This is a genomic window from Acetobacteraceae bacterium (assembly GCA_004843345.1).
Taxonomy (GTDB): Bacteria; Pseudomonadota; Alphaproteobacteria; order Acetobacterales; family Acetobacteraceae.
Genome location: CP039460.1, coordinates 992,467 through 1,014,197, shown reverse-complemented (window position 1 = coordinate 1,014,197; position 21,731 = coordinate 992,467). Strand labels below are relative to the sequence as shown.

Annotated in this window: 21 protein-coding genes, 1 tRNA gene, 1 pseudogene and 1 riboswitch; of the genes and pseudogenes, 12 read left to right on the top strand and 11 right to left on the bottom strand. The window is 43.7% G+C overall.

Features of this window, described 5'->3' with window-relative positions; translation table 11 throughout:
* Position 1 precedes the first annotated feature (1 nt).
* Both FAI40_05155 and FAI40_05150 read left to right on the top strand, forming a co-directional pair.
* Positions 2 to 721, top strand: coding sequence for an HAD family phosphatase (locus FAI40_05155; protein ID QCE34785.1), 720 nt, complete (start codon positions 2 to 4; stop codon positions 719 to 721).
* Between the two features lie 40 nt (positions 722 to 761).
* Positions 762 to 1,169 carry a CopD family protein gene (locus FAI40_05150; protein QCE35751.1) on the top strand — a complete coding sequence of 136 codons (408 nt, stop codon included), beginning with the start codon at positions 762 to 764 and terminating at the stop codon, positions 1,167 to 1,169.
* On the opposite strand, the gene FAI40_05145 is transcribed toward FAI40_05150, so the two are convergent.
* A complete protein-coding gene (locus tag FAI40_05145) occupies positions 1,166 to 1,903 on the bottom strand; it encodes a DedA family protein (GenBank protein ID QCE34784.1) in 738 nt (245 codons plus the stop codon). The genes FAI40_05150 and FAI40_05145 overlap by 4 nt on opposite strands.
* A 59-nt stretch (positions 1,904 to 1,962) precedes the next feature.
* Between FAI40_05145 and FAI40_05140 the strand changes: the two genes are divergently transcribed.
* Positions 1,963 to 3,927 (top strand): S9 family peptidase, encoded by a 1,965-nt coding sequence (locus tag FAI40_05140; protein ID QCE34783.1) that lies wholly within the window; start codon positions 1,963 to 1,965, stop codon positions 3,925 to 3,927.
* Here the strand turns inward: FAI40_05140 and FAI40_05135 are convergent.
* Positions 3,924 to 5,210: a multidrug transporter gene (locus tag FAI40_05135; protein ID QCE35750.1), complete on the bottom strand. Its 1,287-nt coding sequence runs from the start codon at positions 5,208 to 5,210 to the stop codon at positions 3,924 to 3,926. The genes FAI40_05140 and FAI40_05135 overlap by 4 nt on opposite strands.
* A 233-nt stretch (positions 5,211 to 5,443) precedes the next feature.
* Here FAI40_05135 and FAI40_05130 point away from each other — a divergent pair.
* Positions 5,444 to 6,138 (top strand): annotated as a pseudogene (locus FAI40_05130) (3-hydroxyacyl-CoA dehydrogenase).
* 336 nt (positions 6,139 to 6,474) lie between these two features.
* Positions 6,475 to 6,873 (top strand): MerR family transcriptional regulator, encoded by a 399-nt coding sequence (locus FAI40_05125; protein ID QCE35749.1) that lies wholly within the window; start codon positions 6,475 to 6,477, stop codon positions 6,871 to 6,873.
* 55 nt (positions 6,874 to 6,928) lie between these two features.
* On the opposite strand, the gene FAI40_05120 is transcribed toward FAI40_05125, so the two are convergent.
* A complete protein-coding gene (locus FAI40_05120) occupies positions 6,929 to 8,011 on the bottom strand; it encodes a ferritin-like domain-containing protein (protein ID QCE34782.1) in 1,083 nt (360 codons plus the stop codon).
* Positions 8,012 to 8,156: 145 nt separating this feature from the next.
* Positions 8,157 to 8,843 carry an ATP-dependent Clp protease proteolytic subunit gene (locus FAI40_05115; GenBank protein ID QCE35748.1) on the bottom strand — a complete coding sequence of 229 codons (687 nt, stop codon included), beginning with the start codon at positions 8,841 to 8,843 and terminating at the stop codon, positions 8,157 to 8,159.
* A 207-nt stretch (positions 8,844 to 9,050) separates the two neighbouring features.
* On the opposite strand from FAI40_05115, the gene FAI40_05110 reads away from it, so the two are divergent.
* A complete protein-coding gene (locus tag FAI40_05110; GenBank protein QCE34781.1) occupies positions 9,051 to 9,734 on the top strand; it encodes a hypothetical protein in 684 nt (227 codons plus the stop codon).
* The gene (locus FAI40_05105; protein QCE34780.1) at positions 9,731 to 10,861 is read left to right on the top strand and encodes a hypothetical protein; all 1,131 of its coding nucleotides are present in this window, start codon (positions 9,731 to 9,733) and stop codon (positions 10,859 to 10,861) included. The genes FAI40_05110 and FAI40_05105 overlap by 4 nt, the downstream gene beginning before the upstream one ends.
* A 1,017-nt stretch (positions 10,862 to 11,878) precedes the next feature.
* Here the strand turns inward: FAI40_05105 and FAI40_05100 are convergent.
* The 6 genes from FAI40_05100 to FAI40_05075 all read right to left on the bottom strand — a co-directional run bounded on the left by FAI40_05100 (position 11,879) and on the right by FAI40_05075 (position 17,435).
* Positions 11,879 to 12,358, bottom strand: a complete 480-nt coding sequence (locus FAI40_05100) for a 6,7-dimethyl-8-ribityllumazine synthase (GenBank protein QCE34779.1) — start codon at positions 12,356 to 12,358, stop codon at positions 11,879 to 11,881.
* Positions 12,359 to 12,393: 35 nt separating this feature from the next.
* A complete protein-coding gene (ribB, locus tag FAI40_05095; GenBank protein ID QCE34778.1) occupies positions 12,394 to 13,719 on the bottom strand; it encodes a 3,4-dihydroxy-2-butanone-4-phosphate synthase in 1,326 nt (441 codons plus the stop codon).
* A gap of 24 nt (positions 13,720 to 13,743) precedes the next feature.
* Positions 13,744 to 14,379 (bottom strand): riboflavin synthase, encoded by a 636-nt coding sequence (locus tag FAI40_05090; GenBank protein ID QCE34777.1) that lies wholly within the window; start codon positions 14,377 to 14,379, stop codon positions 13,744 to 13,746.
* A gap of 1 nt (position 14,380) precedes the next feature.
* Positions 14,381 to 15,580, bottom strand: a complete 1,200-nt coding sequence (gene ribD, locus FAI40_05085; GenBank protein QCE34776.1) for a bifunctional diaminohydroxyphosphoribosylaminopyrimidine deaminase/5-amino-6-(5-phosphoribosylamino)uracil reductase RibD — start codon at positions 15,578 to 15,580, stop codon at positions 14,381 to 14,383.
* A gap of 157 nt (positions 15,581 to 15,737) precedes the next feature.
* Positions 15,738 to 15,917: riboswitch (FMN riboswitch) on the bottom strand.
* A 76-nt stretch (positions 15,918 to 15,993) separates the two neighbouring features.
* Positions 15,994 to 17,196 (bottom strand): glycosyltransferase family 4 protein, encoded by a 1,203-nt coding sequence (locus FAI40_05080; GenBank protein QCE34775.1) that lies wholly within the window; start codon positions 17,194 to 17,196, stop codon positions 15,994 to 15,996.
* 163 nt (positions 17,197 to 17,359) lie between these two features.
* Positions 17,360 to 17,435: transfer RNA gene (locus FAI40_05075), tRNA-Lys, on the bottom strand.
* A 278-nt stretch (positions 17,436 to 17,713) separates the two neighbouring features.
* Between FAI40_05075 and FAI40_05070 the strand changes: the two genes are divergently transcribed.
* The 4 genes from FAI40_05070 (at position 17,714) to FAI40_05055 (ending at position 20,746) form a co-directional block, all read left to right on the top strand.
* On the top strand, positions 17,714 to 18,715 hold the full coding sequence (locus FAI40_05070) for an SDR family oxidoreductase (protein ID QCE35747.1): 1,002 nt from the start codon (positions 17,714 to 17,716) through the stop codon (positions 18,713 to 18,715).
* 478 nt (positions 18,716 to 19,193) lie between these two features.
* On the top strand, positions 19,194 to 20,075 hold the full coding sequence (gene phhA, locus FAI40_05065) for a phenylalanine 4-monooxygenase (GenBank protein ID QCE34774.1): 882 nt from the start codon (positions 19,194 to 19,196) through the stop codon (positions 20,073 to 20,075).
* Between the two features lie 24 nt (positions 20,076 to 20,099).
* Entirely contained in the window at positions 20,100 to 20,432 is a 333-nt protein-coding gene (locus FAI40_05060) for a 4a-hydroxytetrahydrobiopterin dehydratase (protein ID QCE34773.1), read from the top strand.
* Positions 20,433 to 20,494: 62 nt separating this feature from the next.
* Entirely contained in the window at positions 20,495 to 20,746 is a 252-nt protein-coding gene (locus FAI40_05055) for a hypothetical protein (GenBank protein ID QCE34772.1), read from the top strand.
* Here FAI40_05055 and FAI40_05050 read toward each other — a convergent pair.
* Positions 20,735 to 21,205 (bottom strand): DUF4186 domain-containing protein, encoded by a 471-nt coding sequence (locus FAI40_05050; GenBank protein ID QCE34771.1) that lies wholly within the window; start codon positions 21,203 to 21,205, stop codon positions 20,735 to 20,737. The two genes, FAI40_05055 and FAI40_05050, sit on opposite strands and share 12 nt — an antisense overlap.
* 140 nt (positions 21,206 to 21,345) lie before the next feature.
* On the opposite strand from FAI40_05050, the gene FAI40_05045 reads away from it, so the two are divergent.
* Positions 21,346 to 21,642: a hypothetical protein gene (locus FAI40_05045; GenBank protein QCE34770.1), complete on the top strand. Its 297-nt coding sequence runs from the start codon at positions 21,346 to 21,348 to the stop codon at positions 21,640 to 21,642.
* Positions 21,643 to 21,731 lie beyond the last annotated feature (89 nt).

The following is a 21,731-nucleotide window of genomic DNA, read 5'->3' as shown; positions in this document are numbered from 1 at the left end:
CATGGTGGAATCTAGCTCACAAAATTTAGAGAAATTCCTTTCTTATCCAAAGGCAGAGCTCGTTTTGTTCGATTGCGATGGCGTTTTAGTCGATAGCGAGCCAGCGGCTCAAAAAGCTTCGGTTGACTTTGCCGCAAAATATGGCATTCAGATGACCATTCCAGAGGCAGAAAAATATTTTCTAGGCCATTCAATGCCTGAAATTATTAGAATTTTGCGTAAATTATCGTCAGAGGAACTCCCTGAAAATGCGGATGAATTGCTCAAAGCGCATTTTATTTCTGTTATGAAAACAGAAGCACGCACGTTTGACGGTGTAAAATCGCTTCTTCAAAAGTTAAATAAGGCAGGTATTCCCTTCCATGTTGGCTCAAATTCATCGATGGATGAAATGCAGGCTAAGTTTAAAGCCGTTAAAATCGAGGATGAAATCGATCCAAACAAGGTTCATTCCGCTGTTGATATGGGAAAACCAAAACCTGCGCCAGATGTCTATCTTTTAGGGGCTGAAGAGGAAAAAATTTCACCCGAAAAAACAATTGTTGTTGAAGATAGTGACGCGGGTGCAAAAGCCGCTTTCAATGCTGGAATGCGCTGTATTTTACTGCGCCATCCTGGGCAAAAAGTGCCAGATTTTTTTAAAGAAGGCCAAGTTGCTGTTGCCTATAACATATCTGATGTTGAGAAAATTCTTTCTCAGGCTTTAAGGGAAAAAATTTAACGTGATTGCTTATCTTCCTTGGCTTTTAGCGTTTCATGTCATGGGCTTTACGGCTTGGATGGCGGGTATTTTTTATATTCCCCGTTTGTTTGTTTACCATGCGCAATTAGATGAATGTGAAGAGCCCAAGGCCTATGAGCGTTATTGCGTTATGGAACATAAGCTTTTGCGTCAAATTATGGCACCTGCCATGGTTTTTACGCTTTTAACGGGCGGTATCATGAGCTTTTTGCCAGGGGTGATTGACTGGCAAAGTGCGTGGTGGTGGATAAAATTGGCCTGTATTGCTGGATTAATTGTTTTTCAGGGCTTTTGTTTTCATTATCAAAAAGCTTTTGTTGTGCGGAAAAATCAAAATCCAGAGCGTTTTTACCGCTTTTTTAACGAAGTGCCGACCATTTTAATGATGATTTTGGTTTTAATGATCTGCGTTCGCCCTTCTTTTTAAAGTTTAGGGGAATTTTCCGCTGTTTCAAAGAAGAGCTGCGCCTTTTTTAAGAGGTTCTGCTCTTCTTTTTTGATGAAATAAAGAAAAGCGCCAAAGCCTATAAGGATAAGAACAACAACCGCAATAATCCCATAAAGAGGCAGTTTTAAAACCTGTTCTCCAAAATAATAAGTCCCAACGCTATAGGTTAATCCCCAAAGAATACTGCCGACAATATCTGCCACTAAAAAACGCAGCCATTTCATCTGTAATGTGCCCGCAATCAAAGAGGCAAAGAGACGCAAAAAGGCAAAATAACGGCTGAAAATAATCGTAATACGTCCCCATCTATGGCAAAGATACCGTCCAATTAAGAGGCGGTTTTCATCTAAACCGATATATTTTCCATAATGTTCAAGGAGTTTGCTGCCAAATTTCCGACCAAGCCCATAACCAATAATATTGCCTAAAATTGTCCCTAAAATCGTAAGCGCTGCAATGATAAAAATATTAAGCGCATGCGTACTTGCTGCATAAAGAGAGATGGCAATGATCAGAGTTTCTGCTGGCAGGGGAATGCCGATACTTTCCAAAAAAATCGTTACGCCAACAACCCAATAGCCGTAATTTTGGAAATAAGGCTCAAGAAAAGTGCTTAAATGAAAAAAAGCCGTTAAGCTTGGCAGATGACAAGGCAGAGGATCTCTCCATAAATTTTTGAAAACCGTCTTAGCCTTTCTTTTAAAGGAAGTCAGAAGAGGAAAAAACTGTTATTTCCTAAAATAAAGGGAAAAACATTAAAAACAGGATTTTTATGGCTGCTTCATGGGTGACTGCTGATTTAATCAATGGAAAAAATCGTCAAATTTCTGAGTTAAAAGCGCTTGGAAATTGGGCTGTCTGGCTTGAAAAATCTTTAGAAACGGGTGGAAAACGTCATCTTTGCGGCATAAATCTCTCTCTTTCCCAAACGGAACGGAAATGGATAGATTTTTCTTCTTCCTTTGTGGAGATTGGCGCTCAAGTCAATGAATATGGCGGTGGATCTTGGGCAGGATATTGGGATAAAACAGAACAAAATTTTGTTTTTGTTTATGCAGATTCTAAGAGAGGTGGCGTTTGGGCAAGTTTTTTCTCACCAAAGAATTGGGCCCAAAATCTTGAAATTCAACTGGTCGAATCTTCCGCTGAAAGTGAAAATTTTTATGCGGATTTTTCCTTTGATTCTGAGAAAAAAGGGTGTTTTGCCGTTAAAGAAAAACGTTTTGAAAATGGGACTGAAGCACAGGAAATTGTTTATATTTCTCTTAAAAATTTAGATGAAATTTGTGAGAAAACCCTTCTTTCAGGACGTGATTTTTTTGCTTCGCCATGTTGTTCTGCGGATGGAAATTATCTTGCTTTTATTTCTTGGAAAGAAGGCGAAATGCCTTGGACAGCGACAGCCTTAAAATGTCTTTCTTTAAAAAATCCAGAAGAAACACCCTTTCTTATCGCAGGAGATAACGGACAAGAAAGTTTAATGGAGCCTCATTGGGATAAAAAATCCCCTATTTTATCTGCACTTTCTGATAAAATGGGCATGTGGAATCCTGTTCTTTTTACCTTGTCTGAAGAAAAAGGGGTTTTAGAAGCGAAAAGGGAAGATTTTTCACCAGCACCCGAAGAAATCGGGATACCAGCCTGGCAATTTTCTCAAAAAAGCCTGTTGCCTTTGGGTGAGAAAATTTTCTTAGGACGCTCTTTGTCTCAAGGAGTTGGGAAATTATGGTTTTTTGAAGAAAAAACAGGCTGGCAGGTTTTAGAAGGGATTTTTCCTGTTTTTCGGCCAGAAAGATTGGAAAATGGGATTTTTATTTGTCTGAATGCACCTGCAGATGCGCCCCTTTCTTTGGTGGCATTTTCGTTGTCAGCCGGTAAAAAGATAAAACAGCTGGAAATTTTTCGGTATTCTTGGGAACTGCCTCAAAACCTTTCCCCTTCAGAGATTTCTATCCCTAAACAGCTTGAATTTTTACCCTCTCAAGGGATTTTTCCTTTACGAGCGCTCTACTACCCAGCAACCTCTCAAAAGCTTCTAAAAGAAGGCAAAACACCGCTTATCGTGAAAGTCCATGGAGGGCCAACAGGATCAGCGCAAGGCGCTTTAGATTTGCGCATTCAATATTGGACTAGCCAAGGATTTTCGGTTCTTGAAGTCGATTATCGGGGATCTGCCGGCTATGGCAGAGCTTACCGGGAAGCTTTGAATGGAAAATGGGGTGTTTTGGATGTGCAGGATTGTTGTGAGGCAGCCAAATGTCTTTTAGAAATTGCCCCGATTGATCCGCAAAGATGTGTTATACGGGGAAGCAGTGCAGGCGGTTTAACGGCTTTAGCCGCTTTAGTGCAGGAAAACTCCCCTTTTAAAGCGACTTGTTGTCTTTATGGGGTAACGGACCTTTCCGCTTTGGCTGGCGAAGGCCCTCGTTTTGAAGCTTATTATGTGGAATCTTTGGTTGGAAAATATCCTGAAGAAAAAGCCGTTTATACAGAAAGATCCCCTATTTCGTGGCTTGAACGTCTAACCGCCCCTATTTTGTTTTTACATGGCGGAAGAGATCGTGTTGTGCCAGCGGAACAGGCTAAAAAACTTGCAGAAAAACTTCCTTGCGCAAGCTTTCATCTTTATCCAGAAGAGGGTCATGGCTTTCAACAGGCGGAAATAGTTTTAGATGCGCTGACCCGTGAAAGGCGTTTTTATCAGGCTGTTTTTGCAGCAGAAGAGGCAGAGATTTAGCTGTCTTCTTTTGGAAAGCGCAAGGAGAGATTTTCAATGACATTTTTGGCTTTGAAATAGGCTAACGTTCCAAAAAGTGTCATGCCAGCCCCCATGCCTGCAAGCGTGCCTTCAGGCCCCCAATGAGCGCCTATCATTACGAAAGGAATTGTTCCTAAAGTCGCACGTCCCCAGTTAAAAAGCGTTGAAAAAAAGGCAAAGCCTAAATTGTTAAAAGCAGTATTGGAAACGAAAAGCAGTCCTAAAAAAGCATAGCTTCCAACTAAAAAATTGCAGAAAAAATGAATTAAAGGAACGCCGACGCCCTGAATGTGGAAGATTGCGATCAGAAAATTCTGATTTGCAAAGAAAAAGAGCCAAATAAGACCAACACAGATTAGGGTGAAGCGAAGCGACCAAAGGTAGGTCTCCTTGATCCGTTCAAAAATCCGAGCCCCAAAATTTTGCCCAATAATCGGTCCAATAGAGCCTGTAAGTGCAAAAACAAAAGCAAAACAGACAGGGACAGAGCGTTCAATAACAGAAAGGGCTGAAATGGCGTCATTCCCAAAATGGGACATGGTACGGGTGACAAATAAATTGCCAACAGGTGTTGCTAAATTGGTGGCAATGGCTGGCAAAGCGATCGGGGCGATGGTCTTGAGCGCAGGCTTTATATCTTTGAGTTTGGGAATGGCTAAAACATTATGATGCCGAAGATGATACCAGCCGTTAAAGCAAATGAGGATGCGGGAAAAAATTGTGCCTAATGCCGCACCGACGAGACCTAAATGAAGTCCAAAAATAAAAATAGGATCTAAAATTGCCGCACAAACAGCGCCACTTAGGGTAACACGCATTGCCGCATTTGCTTCTCCAAGAGATCGGAGAAGGCCAGAAATAGCCATGACAAGGCAGAGAAGGGGGAAAGCAGGCGCTAAAATGCGTAAAAAGAGGACAGCACCGTCCAAGGCCTCTCCCTTCCCGCCAATCAATTCAACCAAAGGGCGGGCAAAAATAAAGTTTAAGGCAGCTAAAATCGCCGCAATAACAACCACAATGGCAAGAAAGCTTGCGGCATAGCGCCGGGCTTTACCCCGTTTTTTAGCGCCAATCAGGCGGGAAACCGTTGCTGAAACGCCAATGGAACTGCCAATGGAAATCGCGGAAAGAATAAAGCCAATAGAGCCTGCAAAGGCGACAGCAGCTGTATAAGAGGGATTTTTAAGCGCAGAAATATAAAAGAAATTTAATAAATCGACCAGAAAAATGGAGATAAGTCCGATGCATCCTGTTCCTGCCATGATGAAGACATGTTTTGGGATACTGCCGCTTACAAAGCGGGCAGGTCTTATTTGAGGCCTTTTTTTAGAGGTGGATGATGGCGGAAGATTAGAAGAATGTGACACGGAAAATCTTAATAAAACAAGAACAGATTATAGCAGTTAAATTTTTAACCGTCCAAGCCTGATCTTGCAGGTTCTTTTTCTTCGGGGAAAGACATGTTTTATCTGTTTTGTACAGCTTCAAAAAATCTATGAAGGGTAAAGTGGCACAAGCACGGAAAAATCTCTATGTTTGTGTGGATTTAAAAAAATCTGTTGAGGATGCCGATCTTGTGATTGAGGCTATTCCTGAGATTTTAAAATTTAAACAAGAGACTTATGAAAAATTAGGAAAATTTGCGCCTGAAAAAACTATTTTTGCCAGTAATTCCTCGACTCTTTTACTTAGTCAGATGAAAGATTTTACAGGCCGTCCTGACCGTTTTTTTATGTTTGCATTTTGTTAATGGCATTTGGAAACGTAACACGGCGGAGATTATGGGTTCTCCAGAGACTTCTCCAGTAATTATTGAAAAAAATTAAAGCCTTTGCAAAGCAAATCCATATGGTGCCTTTTGTGCTGAAAAAAGAGCCGGGATATATTCTAAATTCTTTGCTTGTCCTTTTTTTAGAGGCCGCCTTGGATTTGGCAGCTTGCGGATTTGCAGATCCTAAAGCGATTGACGAAAATTGGAAAATTGCAACAGGCAGTTCGCAGAGCCCTTTTCAGATTTATGATGTGGTTAGATTGAACACCGCTTACAATATTGCTGCAAATGGCAAAGGCGATCAGGCAAAGCGGAATACTAAATGGCTTAAAGAAAATTATATCAATAAAGGATATTTGGGCGTCAGTACAGGTGAGGGATTTTATAAATACGGTGTGAAGAAATCCTCTTCTTTATAAATAATGTTTTTTGCTGAAATTTGAGATTAAAATGTGAAATACCCTGCTTAAAAGCAGGGTATTTCTTGTTATGGAGGGTTGTTTATTTCTTTTTACAGCCGCATCCACAATTTGGTCCGCAGTTGCAGTTGGGGCCACATTTACACTCTGCGCCACCTTTGCAATCATAGCTGCAGCCACAACTGCAGGTTGTTTTTTGGGTATTTGTCATTTTAGCTTCCCCTTATCTTTAAGAGTCGTTTGGAAAAAGAGTATCCCGAGCGTCTAAAAAGAATATAATCCTTAGAGGAACTAGAGGGTCAAGGAGGAGGTTTGAAAATGTCTTCTTGTGAAGAAATGCCGATTGGAGTTTTAGCCAGGGAGGCGGAAACGAAAGCGGAAACAATCCGTTATTATGAGAAAATTGGATTATTGCCAGAACCGCCACGCTCTGAAGGGAATTACCGTCTTTATACGCAAAAACATTTGAATCAGCTGCGTTTTATCCGGAGGACCCGAAAATTAGGTTTTCCGATTGAGACGGTTCGGAGCTTGTTAAAATTATCTTCAGAAACGCATATTGAACATCCAGAAAATGTTCAGAATTTAGCGAAAAAACAGCTCGAAGAAGTGGAGAAAAAGCTAACAGAACTTAAAGCGCTGGAAAAGAGTCTTAAGGCGCTCATTAAATGCTGTCCGCATAGTAAAATTTCGGGATGTGGGATTATTGATGCGCTGAATGGGGAAGTTTTTTAAGTCACATTTAATAGATTAAAAACCCCCTGATTTCAGGGGATTTGTTTTTAAAGAATTAGGCTTGTTTAGGCTGTTTTGAGAAAAGACTTGTCACTTCCCATTTAAGCTGTTTCCAGGTTCCAACAGCTTCGATGGCTCTTCTTGCGGCCCAAGGGGCAAGCTGTGGGCGGAGGAGGCGCTTATCATAGCCTTTAAAGCGGCGTTCATTTTCAGCAAGGCAGAGCTTCATAAAAGGAATAAACTCAAATTTTTTGTCTGTTACACATTCTGTGCCTCGAACAGTGAAATTGAAATCTTCCGTATGTTCTTTACCGTCTTCATCAAAGGTTTTGACGAGGGAGAGACGCTCATAGAAAAGATAAAAGAGAACACCGAGAATGCGGGCTTCAAGTTTTATACGGGCTGGCAAAGAAAGATGTTTGCGGTGATAGGCAAGCCAGTTTGCAAAAAGCAGAATATGGCGTGTCTCTTCCTGAATGACAGGCTCAAAAACTTCGGTGAGTTTTTCTGGAAACAGACCAGAGCGTTTTGCACTCTCAAAAAGGCCAAAGGCGAAAAAACTGTCCCAGCATTCTGAAAATCCTGTCACGAGATAGGTCCATTCGGCATCTTTCGGCATTTCATAAGGGGGTTCAATCCCGAGTTTAATGCCGTAATGGGTGACCATATCCGCTAAAACGGTCTTATGGCGGTCTTCTTCCCAAGCATTTCTTGCAATCGCATCTTGGAGTTCTGGATCAGTCAAAAGCTCTGCATAGGCAGCCATGCGGAGGCGGGCACGCCCTTCAGTGTGAACAGCAATATCCCAGATTGGCAAGGATATGACCTTTTTAAGAGATTCTTCATCTAATTCGGGCCATTCAATGATAGAAGGCTTGTAGGGATTGAAGGTCTCGCGGAACATGTCTGCAATGGCTTTTTTATGGGCATCAGAACCGATTTGAATATCGCCCTCTTCTGGACTCTGCCAGTGGCGGGAGCGGTGATCGGCCTCTTCAACACTCAGTGTGCTTTGTGTTGTTGGGGCAGGATAGTTTCTACAAAGGGCTTCAAGGCGTTTACGGCTGATTTCTTCGTTGGAATGGTCGAAGGAACCAGGTTCATTTTTAACAAAAATCCCATTTTCTGCTGATGACATCAGGACGCTCCCATCGCAATAGTTAGTTTTATGATTAAATCGGAATTAGATCACAGAAATATATGCGGCTTTCTTGAATCTTAGCCTTAAAAAAGGGGGTATTTAACCCCCTTTCTAGTCTTATTTCTCACATTTTTATAGAAAATCAGTTTTTAATCTCTTTTGGAGAATGAATGACTTTATCAACTAACCCATATTTGATGGCTTCTTCTGCCGACATCCAATAGTTACGGTTGGTGTCTTTTGCGATTTTCTCAAAATCTTGCCCTGTGGCTTTTGCAAAAATTCGGTTCAGACGCTCGCGCATTTTGATGATTTCACGGGCTTCAATGTCAATATCGGTTGCTTGACCCTGAACGCCACCCATTGGCTGGTGTAAAAGGAAACGTGTATTTGGCAGGCAGACACGGCGATCTGGCTCACCAGCGGCATAAATCAGCGCACCAGCGGAGGCAACCCAGCCTGTGCCAATCATATTGATCGGACAGATCGCACCAACAAAGCGGATCATATCGTGGATTGTGTCGCCACTTTCGACATGTCCGCCTGGAGAGTTGACATAAATATCAATAGGCTCACCAGGTTTCTGGCTGAGTGCGAGTAAACGTGCGGTGACTTCACGGGCGATTTTATCGTCAATTTGTCCAAAAATGAGAACTTTGCGTTTTTCAAATAAAATCGATGCAATTTCTGGATTTGCAGGAGATTTTTTGGCGTCTTGTTCCGCTTCTTCTTCCTTCCCAGGGCATCCGCCTGGGCAGTCAGATGTCGAAAAGAGAGAGGTTTTCAAAGGAGCGTTTGAGAAAGGAGAAATTTCGTTTTTTGTCATCATCGTCATTTGATTATACAGATCCTTAAATTCCTAAGAAAAGGCTCAAAAATAAATTATTCTCCCTCTTATATAGGTATTTAGAGAGAATTTGCACCTGTATAATGATAAACTCCTTATCAAAAGATAAAAGCTTGTCCTTCTCTTTTTTAAAAGATACCAAGAAAAGGTAAAGTTGGTTTGAATGTCTAAAATCTTAGGAAAGCATCTTTGAAGAAGAGAAAAAATCACAAGCGGGCGAAATATTTCTCCTCTTATACATTTTTTTTACTCGCTTTTCCGATGATGATGGCTGGCTGTTATCACCGTGGTCCGATAGATGTCTGGACAGATTGGATTCATCAGATGCGCGGCGGTGTTGGAACAGGCGTCTTGCCGCCCGCCCCGGGGACGCATGGCGCTTATCCTTTTGTGGGGGACGTGCCTGCGGAGAATCCTGAATTCCCGACCAAAGAAGCCCAGCTGGCAATGACTCAAAAACTCCAGAGTGACCGCAACAAAGCGATCCGCCATGCGGCCGAGACAGGAGATATTACCTTTCCAAAAGTGGCGCCTCCTCCGCCTATGTCTGATTTGGCTGGAAATCTGGTCATGGGGGATAATGACGGGACAGCAAATAAAGACGATAAAAGCAAGAAAAAGTTTAATAGACAGAAAAAAGCAGTTCCACCGCCGCCAAAACCAATGACACTACCAGAGCCTTCGCCAGAGGAGGCAGAAGAAATTACAGACCTTAATACGCCAGCCCCAGCATCCTTAAGCCAGTCTGATCCGAGTGCTGTGCCGCAAGAACAGGCACAGCCTGAACAAGCGCCTCAGCAACAGCCAGAAAATGCACAGCAAGAACAGGCTCAGCCCCAACAAGCGCCTCCAGCACCGGAGAAAGCGAATTGAGGCCAACGATTCATTACAGGCTACAATCTCTTGTTTGTGAAGGAAGCAAGGCGGCGGCAAGCTATTTTTTTAAAATAGGCTTACTGTCCTGTCTTTTTTTTACCGCAGGGGAGAGTTTTGCCGAGGTTTTACCAGGTTCATCGCCTGCTTCGCCGCCTGATGAATCTTCGCCAGCATCGCCTCCTGTTCAGTCGTCCCATTCCTCTGCCGACCCTCCAGAAGCCTCAAAAGAACAGGTTCAGGAAGCTCCTAAACCGCCTCCACCACCGCCTTTTTCAGATTCAGAAGAGTCAAAAAAGGGAAAGGGCGGAACCGCAGGTTCTCCTCCGCCTTTCATTTCACAAGAGGGGGAGTCTCTAACAGATGATTTGCCCCCTATGGATGATGGGAAAGAGGCTGAAAAAGCGGAAAAACCTTTATCTGATTTACCGCCGATGATGCTTTCACAAGATGCGGTGGATACAATGACACAGACTTCTGATGAGCCGGCATCTGAAGCTGCGGACTTGGAACCTGCTGTTCGGCCTGAAGGCGCAGCAAGCAATCAGTCCCCTCCGACATCTGCGGAAGAGGAGGCTGCCTTGGCTGCCGCCTTGGCGGATGATGAAAAAGTAACGGAAAAGCCAAAAAAAGACGGCAGTGATTTAATAGATCATCATGGTCTTCCAAAAGTGATTTATCATCCCAATAGCCATGCGGACGTGCCAATTTCCCGCCTTCCAGTAATTCCGCCCTTGCCAGAAGAGCCTGTCTATCCAGGTTTTGACATTCCAAAAGGGACAAAAAGGGTGCAGCCAGACGGCACATTTGCAGATCCAATTGGCACATTGATTCAGTTTAAGCCTTTGACGGACGAGCTTGGCGATCGTGAAGATAAACATCTTCATGATTTGATTGAGGATGCGAAGAAGACAAATTCACGTTTTTCTCTCGTTGGATTTGGAGATGCGCTGAGTTCAGAAACAGGTATTGATGTCGAGGCGCAAAGCCGTGAAATTGCCTTTGGTCTTTTAAGGGCGCAGGCCGTTGCGACACGGCTTATACAAATGGGCGTGGATCGGCATGATATTTCAATCAGCGGAGAAGCGCTGGGCGATGGTGTTCGTGTACGTTTAGAGCCAAAATAATTTCGAGAGAAAGAAGGCCTGTTTTAGAAAAGACACGTCTTGATTTTATCTGTTAGACATGGGCTTGACGTTTGTTTTTTTATAAGTTGTGCCCAAGGAATAAAAAACATTTAAAATTTTGTTTTTCCGAGAAAACTGCATCTTTTAGCGATTCGTTCAAAGAGTTGTCCCAGAGTCTTCCACAAAGTTATACACAGGCTATCTTTTTTTTAAAAAAGAAGAAAGTCCACTCTTTAAGACAATCTATTTTAAGTATTTATCAAACTTAAAAACTGCCCAAACGATTGTCTCTGCCGAGATAAATTTTTCAGATGCCCCCATCTCGTGACAAGTCATGTAATGAACTTGTGCCCTTAAACATATCCAAAGAAAAAACTTTCGCAAGAGGGTGATTTTTCTGCCTCTGATTTTTCTTTTAAAAAGAGGGCGTTTTTGGGGCTTTTAAGGTGAGCTGAAAAAAAAGAAATCTCTGTGATTTATTTTCAAGAGTGCTAGAGACTCAAGGAGTCCAAATAGCGATAAGTCTGTAAAGTATTTTTTTTCAAAAAAATTTCTCATTTTTGAGTCTTGACGCTTTTTTCTTTCTCGAGTTGTGCCCAAGGGTAAAAAAAGGCTTTAATTTCTCATTTTTAGCAGAAAACAGGCAGTTGAATAGATTCATCCAAAGATTCGTCCCAGAGTCTTCCACAAAGTTATCCACAGGCTTGAGAGCCCTATGAGACTTTTAAAAAATCCTCTATTTCCAAGGGATTTTTAAGAATCGATAACGCTTTTTCTTAAATGAGAGTGATTTTATCTACATTAAAGATTGCGTTAAGGCGGATTTTGCACCGTTTTGAAATGTGCCAAAATTCATTGCAGAGAGATTTTACAATCGTAGGAATAGCTTAATGGATCAGATTTTTTGGGCGGTTTTTTAGGATTTGGTGCGAAATTGCTTTGTTTGAAAGCCTAAAGAAAGAAAAAGGGAGCTTAATAGCTCCCTCTTCTTTTCCTTCTAAGGCTGAAATTTTGCGCTTAGAGAGCTTTAATCTCTCTGAGGGTCTGAATAGCGTGGAGGCAGGCAAGAACTGCTTCACGTCCTTTATTCGCTTCATTATTGCCAGATCGGATAAGTGCCTCTTCTTGGGAATAAACGGTGAGAATGCCGAAAGAGGCTGGAATGCCTGTTTTGAGTTGTACTTCCATCATGCCGCGTGCGGCTTCGCCTGAAATATATTCAAAATGGGCTGTGTCGCCTTTAATAACGCATCCAAAGGCGACAACACCGTCATATTTTCCAGATTCTGCCAAGGCTTTCGCAATGAGAGGAAGTTCAAACGCACCAGGGGCTTTATAAACATCTCCTTTTGCAAGATGATTCTCGCTCAAAAGATTTTGAGCCCCTTCTAAAAGCCCGTAAGTGACTTCCTCATTGAATTGACTGACAATGAAGGCAAGTCTTGGCGCTTTTTCAAAAGAAGGCACCATCTCATCGGAAACGGGACGCAGGCTCATAATAAAATCTTTCAGTTAGGACTAAAAACTTAGCTTTAGGCAGGGTTTTCTTGGAGGGAAAGCCGATGCCCTAAGCGCTTTTTCTTGGTTTCGAGGTAAAAATGATTAAATTCCTGAGAGGGAAGCTCCAGAGGTTCTTGCTTTTCAATTTTTAAGCCTGCTTTTTCAAGGGCTCGCACTTTTTCAGGATTATTGGTCATCAATCGTACGGATTTCGCACCGAGCTGTCTTAAAATTGAAATGCCTTGGGAAAATTCTCTGGAATCCACAGGATAGCCCAATTCCTCATTGGCGCTGACAGTGTCAAAGCCTTTTTCCTGGAGGTCATAGGCTTGAATTTTCGCTTCTAGCCCCATGCCACGCCCTTCATGATCCCGGAGATAAATTAAAGCGCCAGAAGGGGCTTCTTTAATCCGTCTTAAAGCTTCTTGAAGCTGAGGGCCGCAATCACAGCGTAAAGAGCCAAGAGCATCTCCTGTCAGGCAGGCAGAATGTAAGCGAACGAGAGGCGCACCTTTGGAGAGATCACCTTTGACAAGCGCAACCTGCTCGGTCTGTTTAGAGGGATTTGGTTCTTGAGGAAAGCGGAAAATATGAATTTTAAGATCAGGACCGCCATAAAGGTCTGGCATACCAGCAGAGGCGGTGCAAATGCACTCTTTTGACGCATTTCTCGCTTCAAATTTGCTTGTATCCACCGTTTGGAGGCCATTCTTTGAAATCCAATCGATGAGAGACTTAATGGAGATTAAAGGAAAGCCGTGCTTTTGGGCATAGTTTTTCAGCTCTGCTCCGCGCATCATGGTACCGTTTTCAGCCATGACCTCACAAATAACAGCGCCCCCTTGCAAGCCTGCAAGGCGAACGAGGTCAAGAGAGCCTTCTGTATGGCCATTGCGTCCGAGAACCCCTTTCGGATGGGCTCTTAGAGGGAAAATATGCCCTGGCATGACAATATCCGCAGCGGTGGCGTTTTCCGCAGAGGCTGCTTGGATTGTGCGGGAACGGTCAAAAGCGGAAATTCCCGTTGTGACGCCTTTGGCCGCTTCGATACTGACCGTAAAAGGCGTTTCATGAGCGCTTTGATTATCAAGGGTCATCAAAGGAAGCCCAAGCTGATCAATCTGCTTTGAAGAGAGAGAGAGGCAGATAAGGCCACACGCATTGCGTGCTAAAAAATTAACCGCTTCTGGCGTTGTAAATTGGGCTGCTAGAACGAGGTCTCCCTCATTTTCTCGATCTTCATCATCGGTCATAAGAACCATTTTCCCCGTTTTGATAGCGGAGACCGCCTCAAGAATATTCTCTTCTAAGGAGGGGATTTGTAGCGTTTTTGAAGGAGATGAATGTTTGCTGCACATGAGATTTCTTCTTTATTCTAAAGGTTAAGAGACCGTTGGCACTGGCGGTGGAAAGCGCAGCATTGTTTCCACATAGCGGCCGATAATATCGGTCTCAATGTTCATTTCATCTGAAATGTTTAGGCTGTGAAAACGCGTATGTTCCCATGTATGGGGCACAAGCATAATTGAGAGGGTAAAGCCTAATTCCCCCTGATAGGTTTGACTGTCTTTAATGTCATTGATGGTTAGGCTGACACCATCGAGGCAAACTGAGCCTTTGGGGACGAAATAACGGCGGATTTCTTGGGGGACAAAAAGGGTAATTTCATGCGCTTCGCCTATTTTTTGCGCACGGAGCAAAGTGGCTTTACCGTCCACATGTCCTTGTACAATATGGCCTGAAAGGCGTGCATTCAGCTGTAAGGCCCGTTCTAAATTGACCTTTGTCTGTGGCTTTAATTTTCCCAAGGCAGAGCAGTCAAGGGTTTCGGGGCTTAGGAAAAAAGTAGCTTGGCCACTTTTGCCGTAGGTCTCAACGGTGAGGCAAACGCCATTGACTGCAACACTTTCTCCAAGTTCAAGGTCTGGCATGCCTGTTTGCACTGTTAGGCGGAGGGCGCTGCCTTCTTTTTCTGCTTTTTCGACTTGGCCGAGATGGGTGATAATCCCTGAAAACATTTTATCTTTTTCCTACAAGCTTACCGACAAATTTTTTACAGGTGCTAAAGAGATCGTCAGCCTCGTTTTCCATTTTGCCAAAGAAAGTGGTGCGGAAAACCTCTGGCGAAATGGTGAGCGCCTTTTTATTTTTGAGAGGTAAATGTTTTGGCCAGTCAGCACTGTATTTTTCGAGGAGCAAAAGGGGAGAGGGGGAGGAATTAAATTTTTCCCACTCTAAATAGTCGAATTCATCCCGTTTATGAATTTTGAGAAGCTCATCAATCAATCCGGCTTCTTTAAAAGCGTTCAGAAGCTTTGGGCCAGCTTCAATGAGAGCCATGGCAACCCCCGCTTTTCCAAGGGCTTCAACGGCTTCTTCCGGACTTTGAACATGAAGAAAATGAAAGCCTGCACGTTTGCGCTTTTCAATCCAATTCATTGGCAGAGACTGCTGGCCGCAGGCAATAATCCATCTTTCGGGCGTCTGGCTAAAATCGGAGATATGGCGAATGGTAAAAAGGGGATGGTCGGCTAAAATTGTGCCTCGCCCTGTGATAATGCCACCGCAGGAACGGCGCAAAAGATGGGCAATTTCGAGACCAAGTTTAGAGGTAAAGGTCTTTTGCCCTTTTGGGGGAATCATGCTTCCTTCGTCATTTAAAGCCTGTTTGGCAATAATCCATGGCCTATTTGTGGAAATGCGGGTTGAAAAAGGCGTAATAAGAGCTTGGCAATCTTGGGCAAGGTCATGGAAAAAAGGGTCTTTAAGTTCCCAGAGTCGAACGACTTTCCGGCCCGCTTTTTCGAGGCGATCTGCACCGCCTGTGGCGATTTTATTAGGGTCCGCTGCCCCGATCCAGATTTCAGGAATTCTGGTTTGAAGAATGGCCTCAACGCAAGGCGGTGTTTTTCCGTGATGGTTGCAGGGCTCAAGGGTGACAACTAAGGTTGCGGCCTTGTCTTTCAGATCCCAATGATTGAGGGTTTCGAGTGCGAGAATTTCGGCATGGGCTTCGCCTGCTGTGCCGTGTGCAGCCAGAGAGATAATATTGCCCTCTTTGTCTAAAATAGCACAGCCTGTTGGCGGATTAGGCCATGTTGCGCCAAGGCGGCGGGTGGCCATACGCAGTGTTTGCCGGAAAGCTTTTTTGATGACTTGTTTGCGTTTCAGATCTATTTCCAGACGTGGTGCATTGCCTGAATTTTGTTCACTCACCATAACGCCTTCTTTCCTTACCTAACGGCTAAAAACCGCTTGAAGAAGGGGATTTAGCCTAACACGAACGATGACGGGGAAAGAAAATGGGCGAAAAAAGACAGACACTCCTCAGCTCTGCCTTCCATGGACAGAAAAAGGGCGTATTCATCTGATTCCGCGATATTCTCTCTCTTCCGGACTATGACCGTCGGCGCTGGAATCACACCAGCTCTGCTTGACCTGCTTAACGGAAACGTTCCGGTAAACAGCGCTCGCGGGCTTTGGCCAATAGATTTAAACAGGTTTAAACCGTACCATCACCGCCGGTAGGGAATTTCACCCCGCCCCGAGAATGCCGCTTGATTGCATTTCTACCTCTATATTTAAGTAGAAAAATCTTTAAAGCAAGATTTTTTTAGAAAATAAGACTTCTTTTAAGGATTTTCATTTTCTTTTGGAAGGAGAAGCGGCAGCGTGTGGGGAAGTTTCTCTAAACGTTCTTGAAAGAGGATCTCTTCTATTTTTTGGATTACCGCTATACCCGCCTCATGGAATTTTCGCTGGTTATAATGTTCTTTGATCCAGAGATGAGCGTTTCTGCCTTGTTTTTCGACCAAAGCAGGGACAGAGAGATAGTGGTTAATGGCTTCTGCTAAAATTTTTGGGGCATTTTTCGATAAAATGAGTCCGTTACGTCCGCCATTTATCAGGGTTTTTACCTCTGGAATAGGCGACGTAATGACGGGCAATCCAGAAGCCATGGCTTCGAAAAGATGAAAACGGTTTTCATGTCCCTGCATGGGTTGAACCAGCAAATCGGCATTGACGTAAAAGGTCTGCAAATTCCCTTGGATTTCTTCAAGGTGAATATCTCTTAGTCTGGCGATCCGCCGTGTATCTTTGCCAGAAAGGGGCGGTTTTAGCGTGTAAGTATGTTTTCTGGAGGCAAAAGGATCATTGCCAATCAGTAAGGCAATTTCCTGAGAAAGATTGGGGCGTTTTTTTTGAAGATAGGAGAGCGCTTTGACCAAGCAGGTTTTGCTTTTTTTATTATGATCAGAGGCAATAAAGCCAATATGAAGAATTGTTTTGCCCTGCCAGTAACTCCGCTGCTCAGCGGGCCAAAGGAGTGATCTTGGCGGTTGGTAATTAGGCCAGCTGAGAATGCACCCAGAATCAATTCCAAGCTCATCTTCGAGATAGCAGCGGGAGGCGGTGGAATCTGCAATCCAAAAGCGTGTGAGGTGCTGGCGGGAGCGAAAGAGACTTTGATTGGACGATCCATGTTGCCAGCTGGCAACGGGAATATTTAAAAAATGGCCGACAATTTGGCCAGCACGGGTTGCTTTTTTTTGAGATGTAATGAGGAGATTTGGTCGATCTTTGCGCAAAAGCTTTGCGAGGGCATTGCAATAAGCCAGAAAGGATTTCTGCGTTTCAAAAAAATGTTTGCAGGGGAAGGACGCTAAGCCATCGAGCAAAGAATTACGAAGATCATTCGGCAGATAGTCTGGCGGCGGCGACAGGATAAAGAGAGAAATATCATGGCCAAGCTCACGCAGAATTTTGAAAATATCTGGTAGGGAACGAACCGCTTCGCTATCTTCAAGATGAGAGATGAGATAGTGAATTTTCATGGCAAAAGGGCAAGATCCTTAATGTTTTGAAAGCAAAAAGAAGGATAGGACATTTCTTGTTTGCAAGGCAATCCGAGTTCCTTTGTCAAATCATGCTATGTTTAGCACGATTTATCAGCGGAGATGTATTTTTATTTTGGAAGATTTAAAGGTCTTTATAGCGTGGTGGGCACACAAGGGTTCGAACCTTGGACCCGCTGATTAAGAGTCAGCTGCTCTACCAACTGAGCTATGTGCCCACGCAGCTCAAAAGAAATCTTTAATCTCGGCGGGGGTGGGGGAAATGCCGAAATAGAGATTCTCTTGAGCTATACCATATTGTAGCAGAAAATTCTAAAATGACAAAGAGAAATTATATTTTTACAGCATTGAAGAAAGCTTTTTTTTAATTAGCAGATCAACTGAATTTTTCAGGAGAGGAGTACGGGTAAAAATTCCTGAGCGATTTGTTTTGGAGAGGGATGAAAGGATGTGTTACGCTGACTTGGGGACGGGATTTTATCGAAATGAGGATAAGATGACGGAGACACATGATAAGCACGATTTTCCGACACGGCGGAATCTCTTGGCAGGCGCAGCATTTGGTGCTGCCACTTTAGCCGTAGAAGGATTGCCACGGCAGGGTTTTGCCGCAGGTAAAAAAACAGGACTTGAAGATCCGTTGAAGATGTATCCGGCACCGCCCTTTTCCCAGAAGCTCCAGCCTTGGCCGGGGCTACAGTCAAAAATGACCCCGAGACCTGACTGTGGTGAGAAATCTTATGTTGGATCAGGCCGTCTGAAAGGCCGTCATGCACTGATTACAGGCGGTGATTCAGGGATTGGCCGTGCCGTTGCGATTGCTTTTGCTCGTGAGGGAGCGGACGTGGCGATTAATTATCTTCCTGAAGAAGAGTCAGATGCGCAAGAGGTCATTGCCTATATCCGTAAGGCAGGGCGCAAGGCGGTTGCTCTTCCGGGGGATTTGAGAGAGGAGGCGTTTTGCCAAAAACTTGCCAAAGAAGCGCATGACCGGCTCGGCGGACTCGACTGCCTTGTCAATAATGCAGGCTACCAGACTTTCCAAGAGGATTTGCTCGATCTCACAACAGAGCATCTCGACCAGACATTTAAGACCAATGTGTATGCGCTCATCTGGCTGACGAAAGCTTCTGTGGCCTTGATGAAACCAGGGAGCTGTGTGGTGAATACAACTTCTGTTCAGGCCTATATGCCAAGCCCGGGTCTTGTGGATTATGCCGCAACGAAATCGGCGATTTCGAGTATAACACGCTCTTTGGGAAAGCAGCTTCTTTCCCGCGGAATCCGTGTGAATGCGGTTGCACCAGGGCCTTTTTGGACACCGCTGGAAACAACGGGGGCTCAGCCTTTGGAGGTCGTGAACCGGTTCGGGTCTGGCGTTCCTTATAAACGTCCGGGACAGCCTGTTGAAATTGCTCCTGCCTATGTCACTTTGGCGAGCGCTGAAAGCAGCTATGCAACCTCCCAGATTTGGGAAGTCACAGGCGGTATGACCTGATTTTGAGACTTTTGTTTCTGATTTTTGCGAAAAGCCAGTCCAAAAAAGGACTGGCTTTTTTTAAGATTTTCCTTGACGCAGATAAAATGTCGCTCCATGTTAGGCACTATCGTTTTCAGGATGGCTTTCTGAAAACTTTAGGTCAGGGGTCTTTTTGGTAAAGACTCGGAATAATTTTAGGATTTTTTTATGTTTGCGCGTTCAAACACCACGTCCCTAAAAATTTCTACCGCATCTTCTTTTAACGGATGCGCTGTTTCTGCTGGCCGATATTATTATACTTACTATATTGGCTGAGGCTTACGTTTTTTCTTAACGTTTTTGTAAGAAAAGAGCCTCGCACTCTCTACCCCTTTTAAAAATTTGAATCCTGCCTGTTTCGACAGGTGAATTGTATCTTTTTTCAGTCATGCGCCCTTTTTTATCTCTTGAAAAAGGTAATGGGAGCGCTTTGTCTGAAATGATTGAAAGTTGTTTTATGTCTAATTCTCTCCCAAAATCCAAAACATTTGAAAATGAGAAAGCTTCCACTTACCATGCAAAAATTCCTGATGCGAATGGTTTTGTGCATTATGATGCAGAGGAGCATGCTGTTTGGGGAGACCTTGTTGCCCGTCAAACGCCCTTGGTAAAGCGGGATATGGTGGGAATTTGGCAGGAAGGGGCTGAAAAATTAGGCCTCTTGTCACAAAACGGGGAGCGGAAATTACTTCCTTCTACGCCTGAAATTTCTGAAAAGCTCCAAAAAATGACAGGCTGGAAAATGGAAGCCGTGCCTGCTGTGATTGGCTTTGAGCGCTTTTATGAAATGCTTTCTGAAAAAGTTTTCCCTGCGGCCAGTTTTATCCGCCGCCGTGAACATTTTGACTATGTGGAAGAGCCTGATATTTTTCACGAAATTTTCGGACATGCGCCTTTATTGACGCATCCGGCTTTTGCCCAATTTTGTCAAAAAATAGGGGAAACGGGTAAGAAATGTGCGCCAAAAGATCGGGCTTGGCTCATTCGTTTATTCTGGTTTTCGATTGAGTTTGGATTGATGCAGGAAAATGGGCAGCCCAAAGGATTGGGCGCTGGTTTGGCAAGCTCTGTGGAGGAGCTTCAATGGTCGGTTTCGGGCAAGCCTGAATACCATAAATTTGATGTCATGAATATTTTGAGAACGAGTTTCCGGATTGATATTCCACAAGTGCTTTACTTTGTTTTGGAAAGTCCAGATCAGCTTTTTGGCATTTTGGACCGTGATTTACATGCCGATATTCAAAAAGCACGTGCTTTAGGTCTTTTTGAACCTAAATTTCCACCGAAGAAGGGGCAAAAAGCGCCAAAGCAACCTAAAATCGAAGAGGTAAGCTGTTAATCAGCTTTTAAGAAAGGAAAGAAAATGACACAGAAAACAACTGAAAAATGCGTTCCCTGCTCTGGTGGAGTTGCGCCTCTCTCTGCACAGGAGGTGGCGCATCTTCTAAAGGAATGTGAAGGCTGGCAGAAGGTGGAAGGGTTAGAGGAAATCTTCCGCAGATTTACGTTTAAAGGTTTTGCAAAGGCGGTTGAAATGGCGAATTTGGCCGCATGGCTGGGTAACAAAATGGGGCATCATCCAGATGTTAAATTTGGCTGGGGCTATTGCGAGGTGCATTATACAAGCCATGAGGCAGGCGGGTTGACAGAGAATGATTTTTTTTGCGCAAAACGCTTAAATGAATTGCTTTCCTAAAATAATCCGCCTCTAATGAAAGTCTTCTTTTTAAAAGGGAAGACAACAAGAAGAGGTGTTTTATGAGAAGTGCAGTTGTGAATTGTCCTCGGTGTCGTGCCAAGCAAGTGATTTGTGATATTATTGGAAAGGTACGCTTTCCCGAGGACACGCATTCTGTGAATATGGCGGAAATAACGGTTTCTTGCGGAAAATGCCATCAGCTTTCAGAGATTCAGATCGCTAAAGGTTTGAATGATAGTGCCGAGGATATTGCGCGCCGTTTGACCCAGTCGGCGGAATTTTTGATTCAGAAAAGAGAATTAGTCAAATAAATCCAGCGTTTTAGGGGGAGGTTTTTTCTGCTTCTGACTGGATTTTTTGGCCGTTTTTGCACTTTTTGGTGCAGAGGGGACAAAGTCTTGCATGTCTCTGGCAATCCATTGCAGGAGAAGCATGACGACATTTTCTTGCTCTTTAGGGGAAAGTTCCCTTCCTTTAGGAATATGATACCATTTTTCAAGACAGCCTCGGCAACAGCAGCCACAGGCATGCTGGGCGATAAAAACAGGATGCCCTTTAAGCGGTGTTTGTGCGCCATCATTGGGAATGATTTCTGGCGCAAGACGGGTTTGGATGAAATTAACAGCATGCTGCTTGAGAAGCGTTTCTCCTTTTTCGGCGGCATATTGCTTTAATTTTTGGCTGAGATGAAAGCTGGAGCGAAATTTTGAGTGGACAAGGCGCTCCAAAGCATTTTGAAAAAGCGTTTCATTTATTTCGGTTTTTGGCATTGCGCTGACTCGCTTGCGGGAAAGGACTGTCTCTTCTTTTAGAATGAGTTTTCTTAAAGGCAAAATAAAGGTCAGGTTTAAGAGAGGAAAAAGTGATTCCTCTGAGAAAATCTTTATTTGAAAGATCTTGAGATATTTTTATGACAAAGAAATTTTTAATTTTACCACTAGCACTCTTTTTATGTGCGGCTTCTAATGCAAAATTGGTCGAGAAAATTGAGGCTGAAATTGATCAGCAAGCGCCGCTTTGCGCTGATTTTCTTCAGCAAGACCCTCCAAAACAAGCAGGGAAAAAGGCCTGCCTTAAAAATGGGAAATTGGTCGAGAAGCTTCGGGAAGAAAATCTCTGCTGGGGGCCAAAAAATGCGCCAAGCGTTGAAAAAGACTGGATTAAATGCGATAGCGCACAGATAGAGGAATATCCTTTTAAGCTCTAAAATCGCTTTTTCCTTTCCCCTTGCGCTTTTCTTGAAAAGAGTTTTAGCCTGAATGATGTTATTTTTTCTCGCTTTTGGGGGAGGATTTT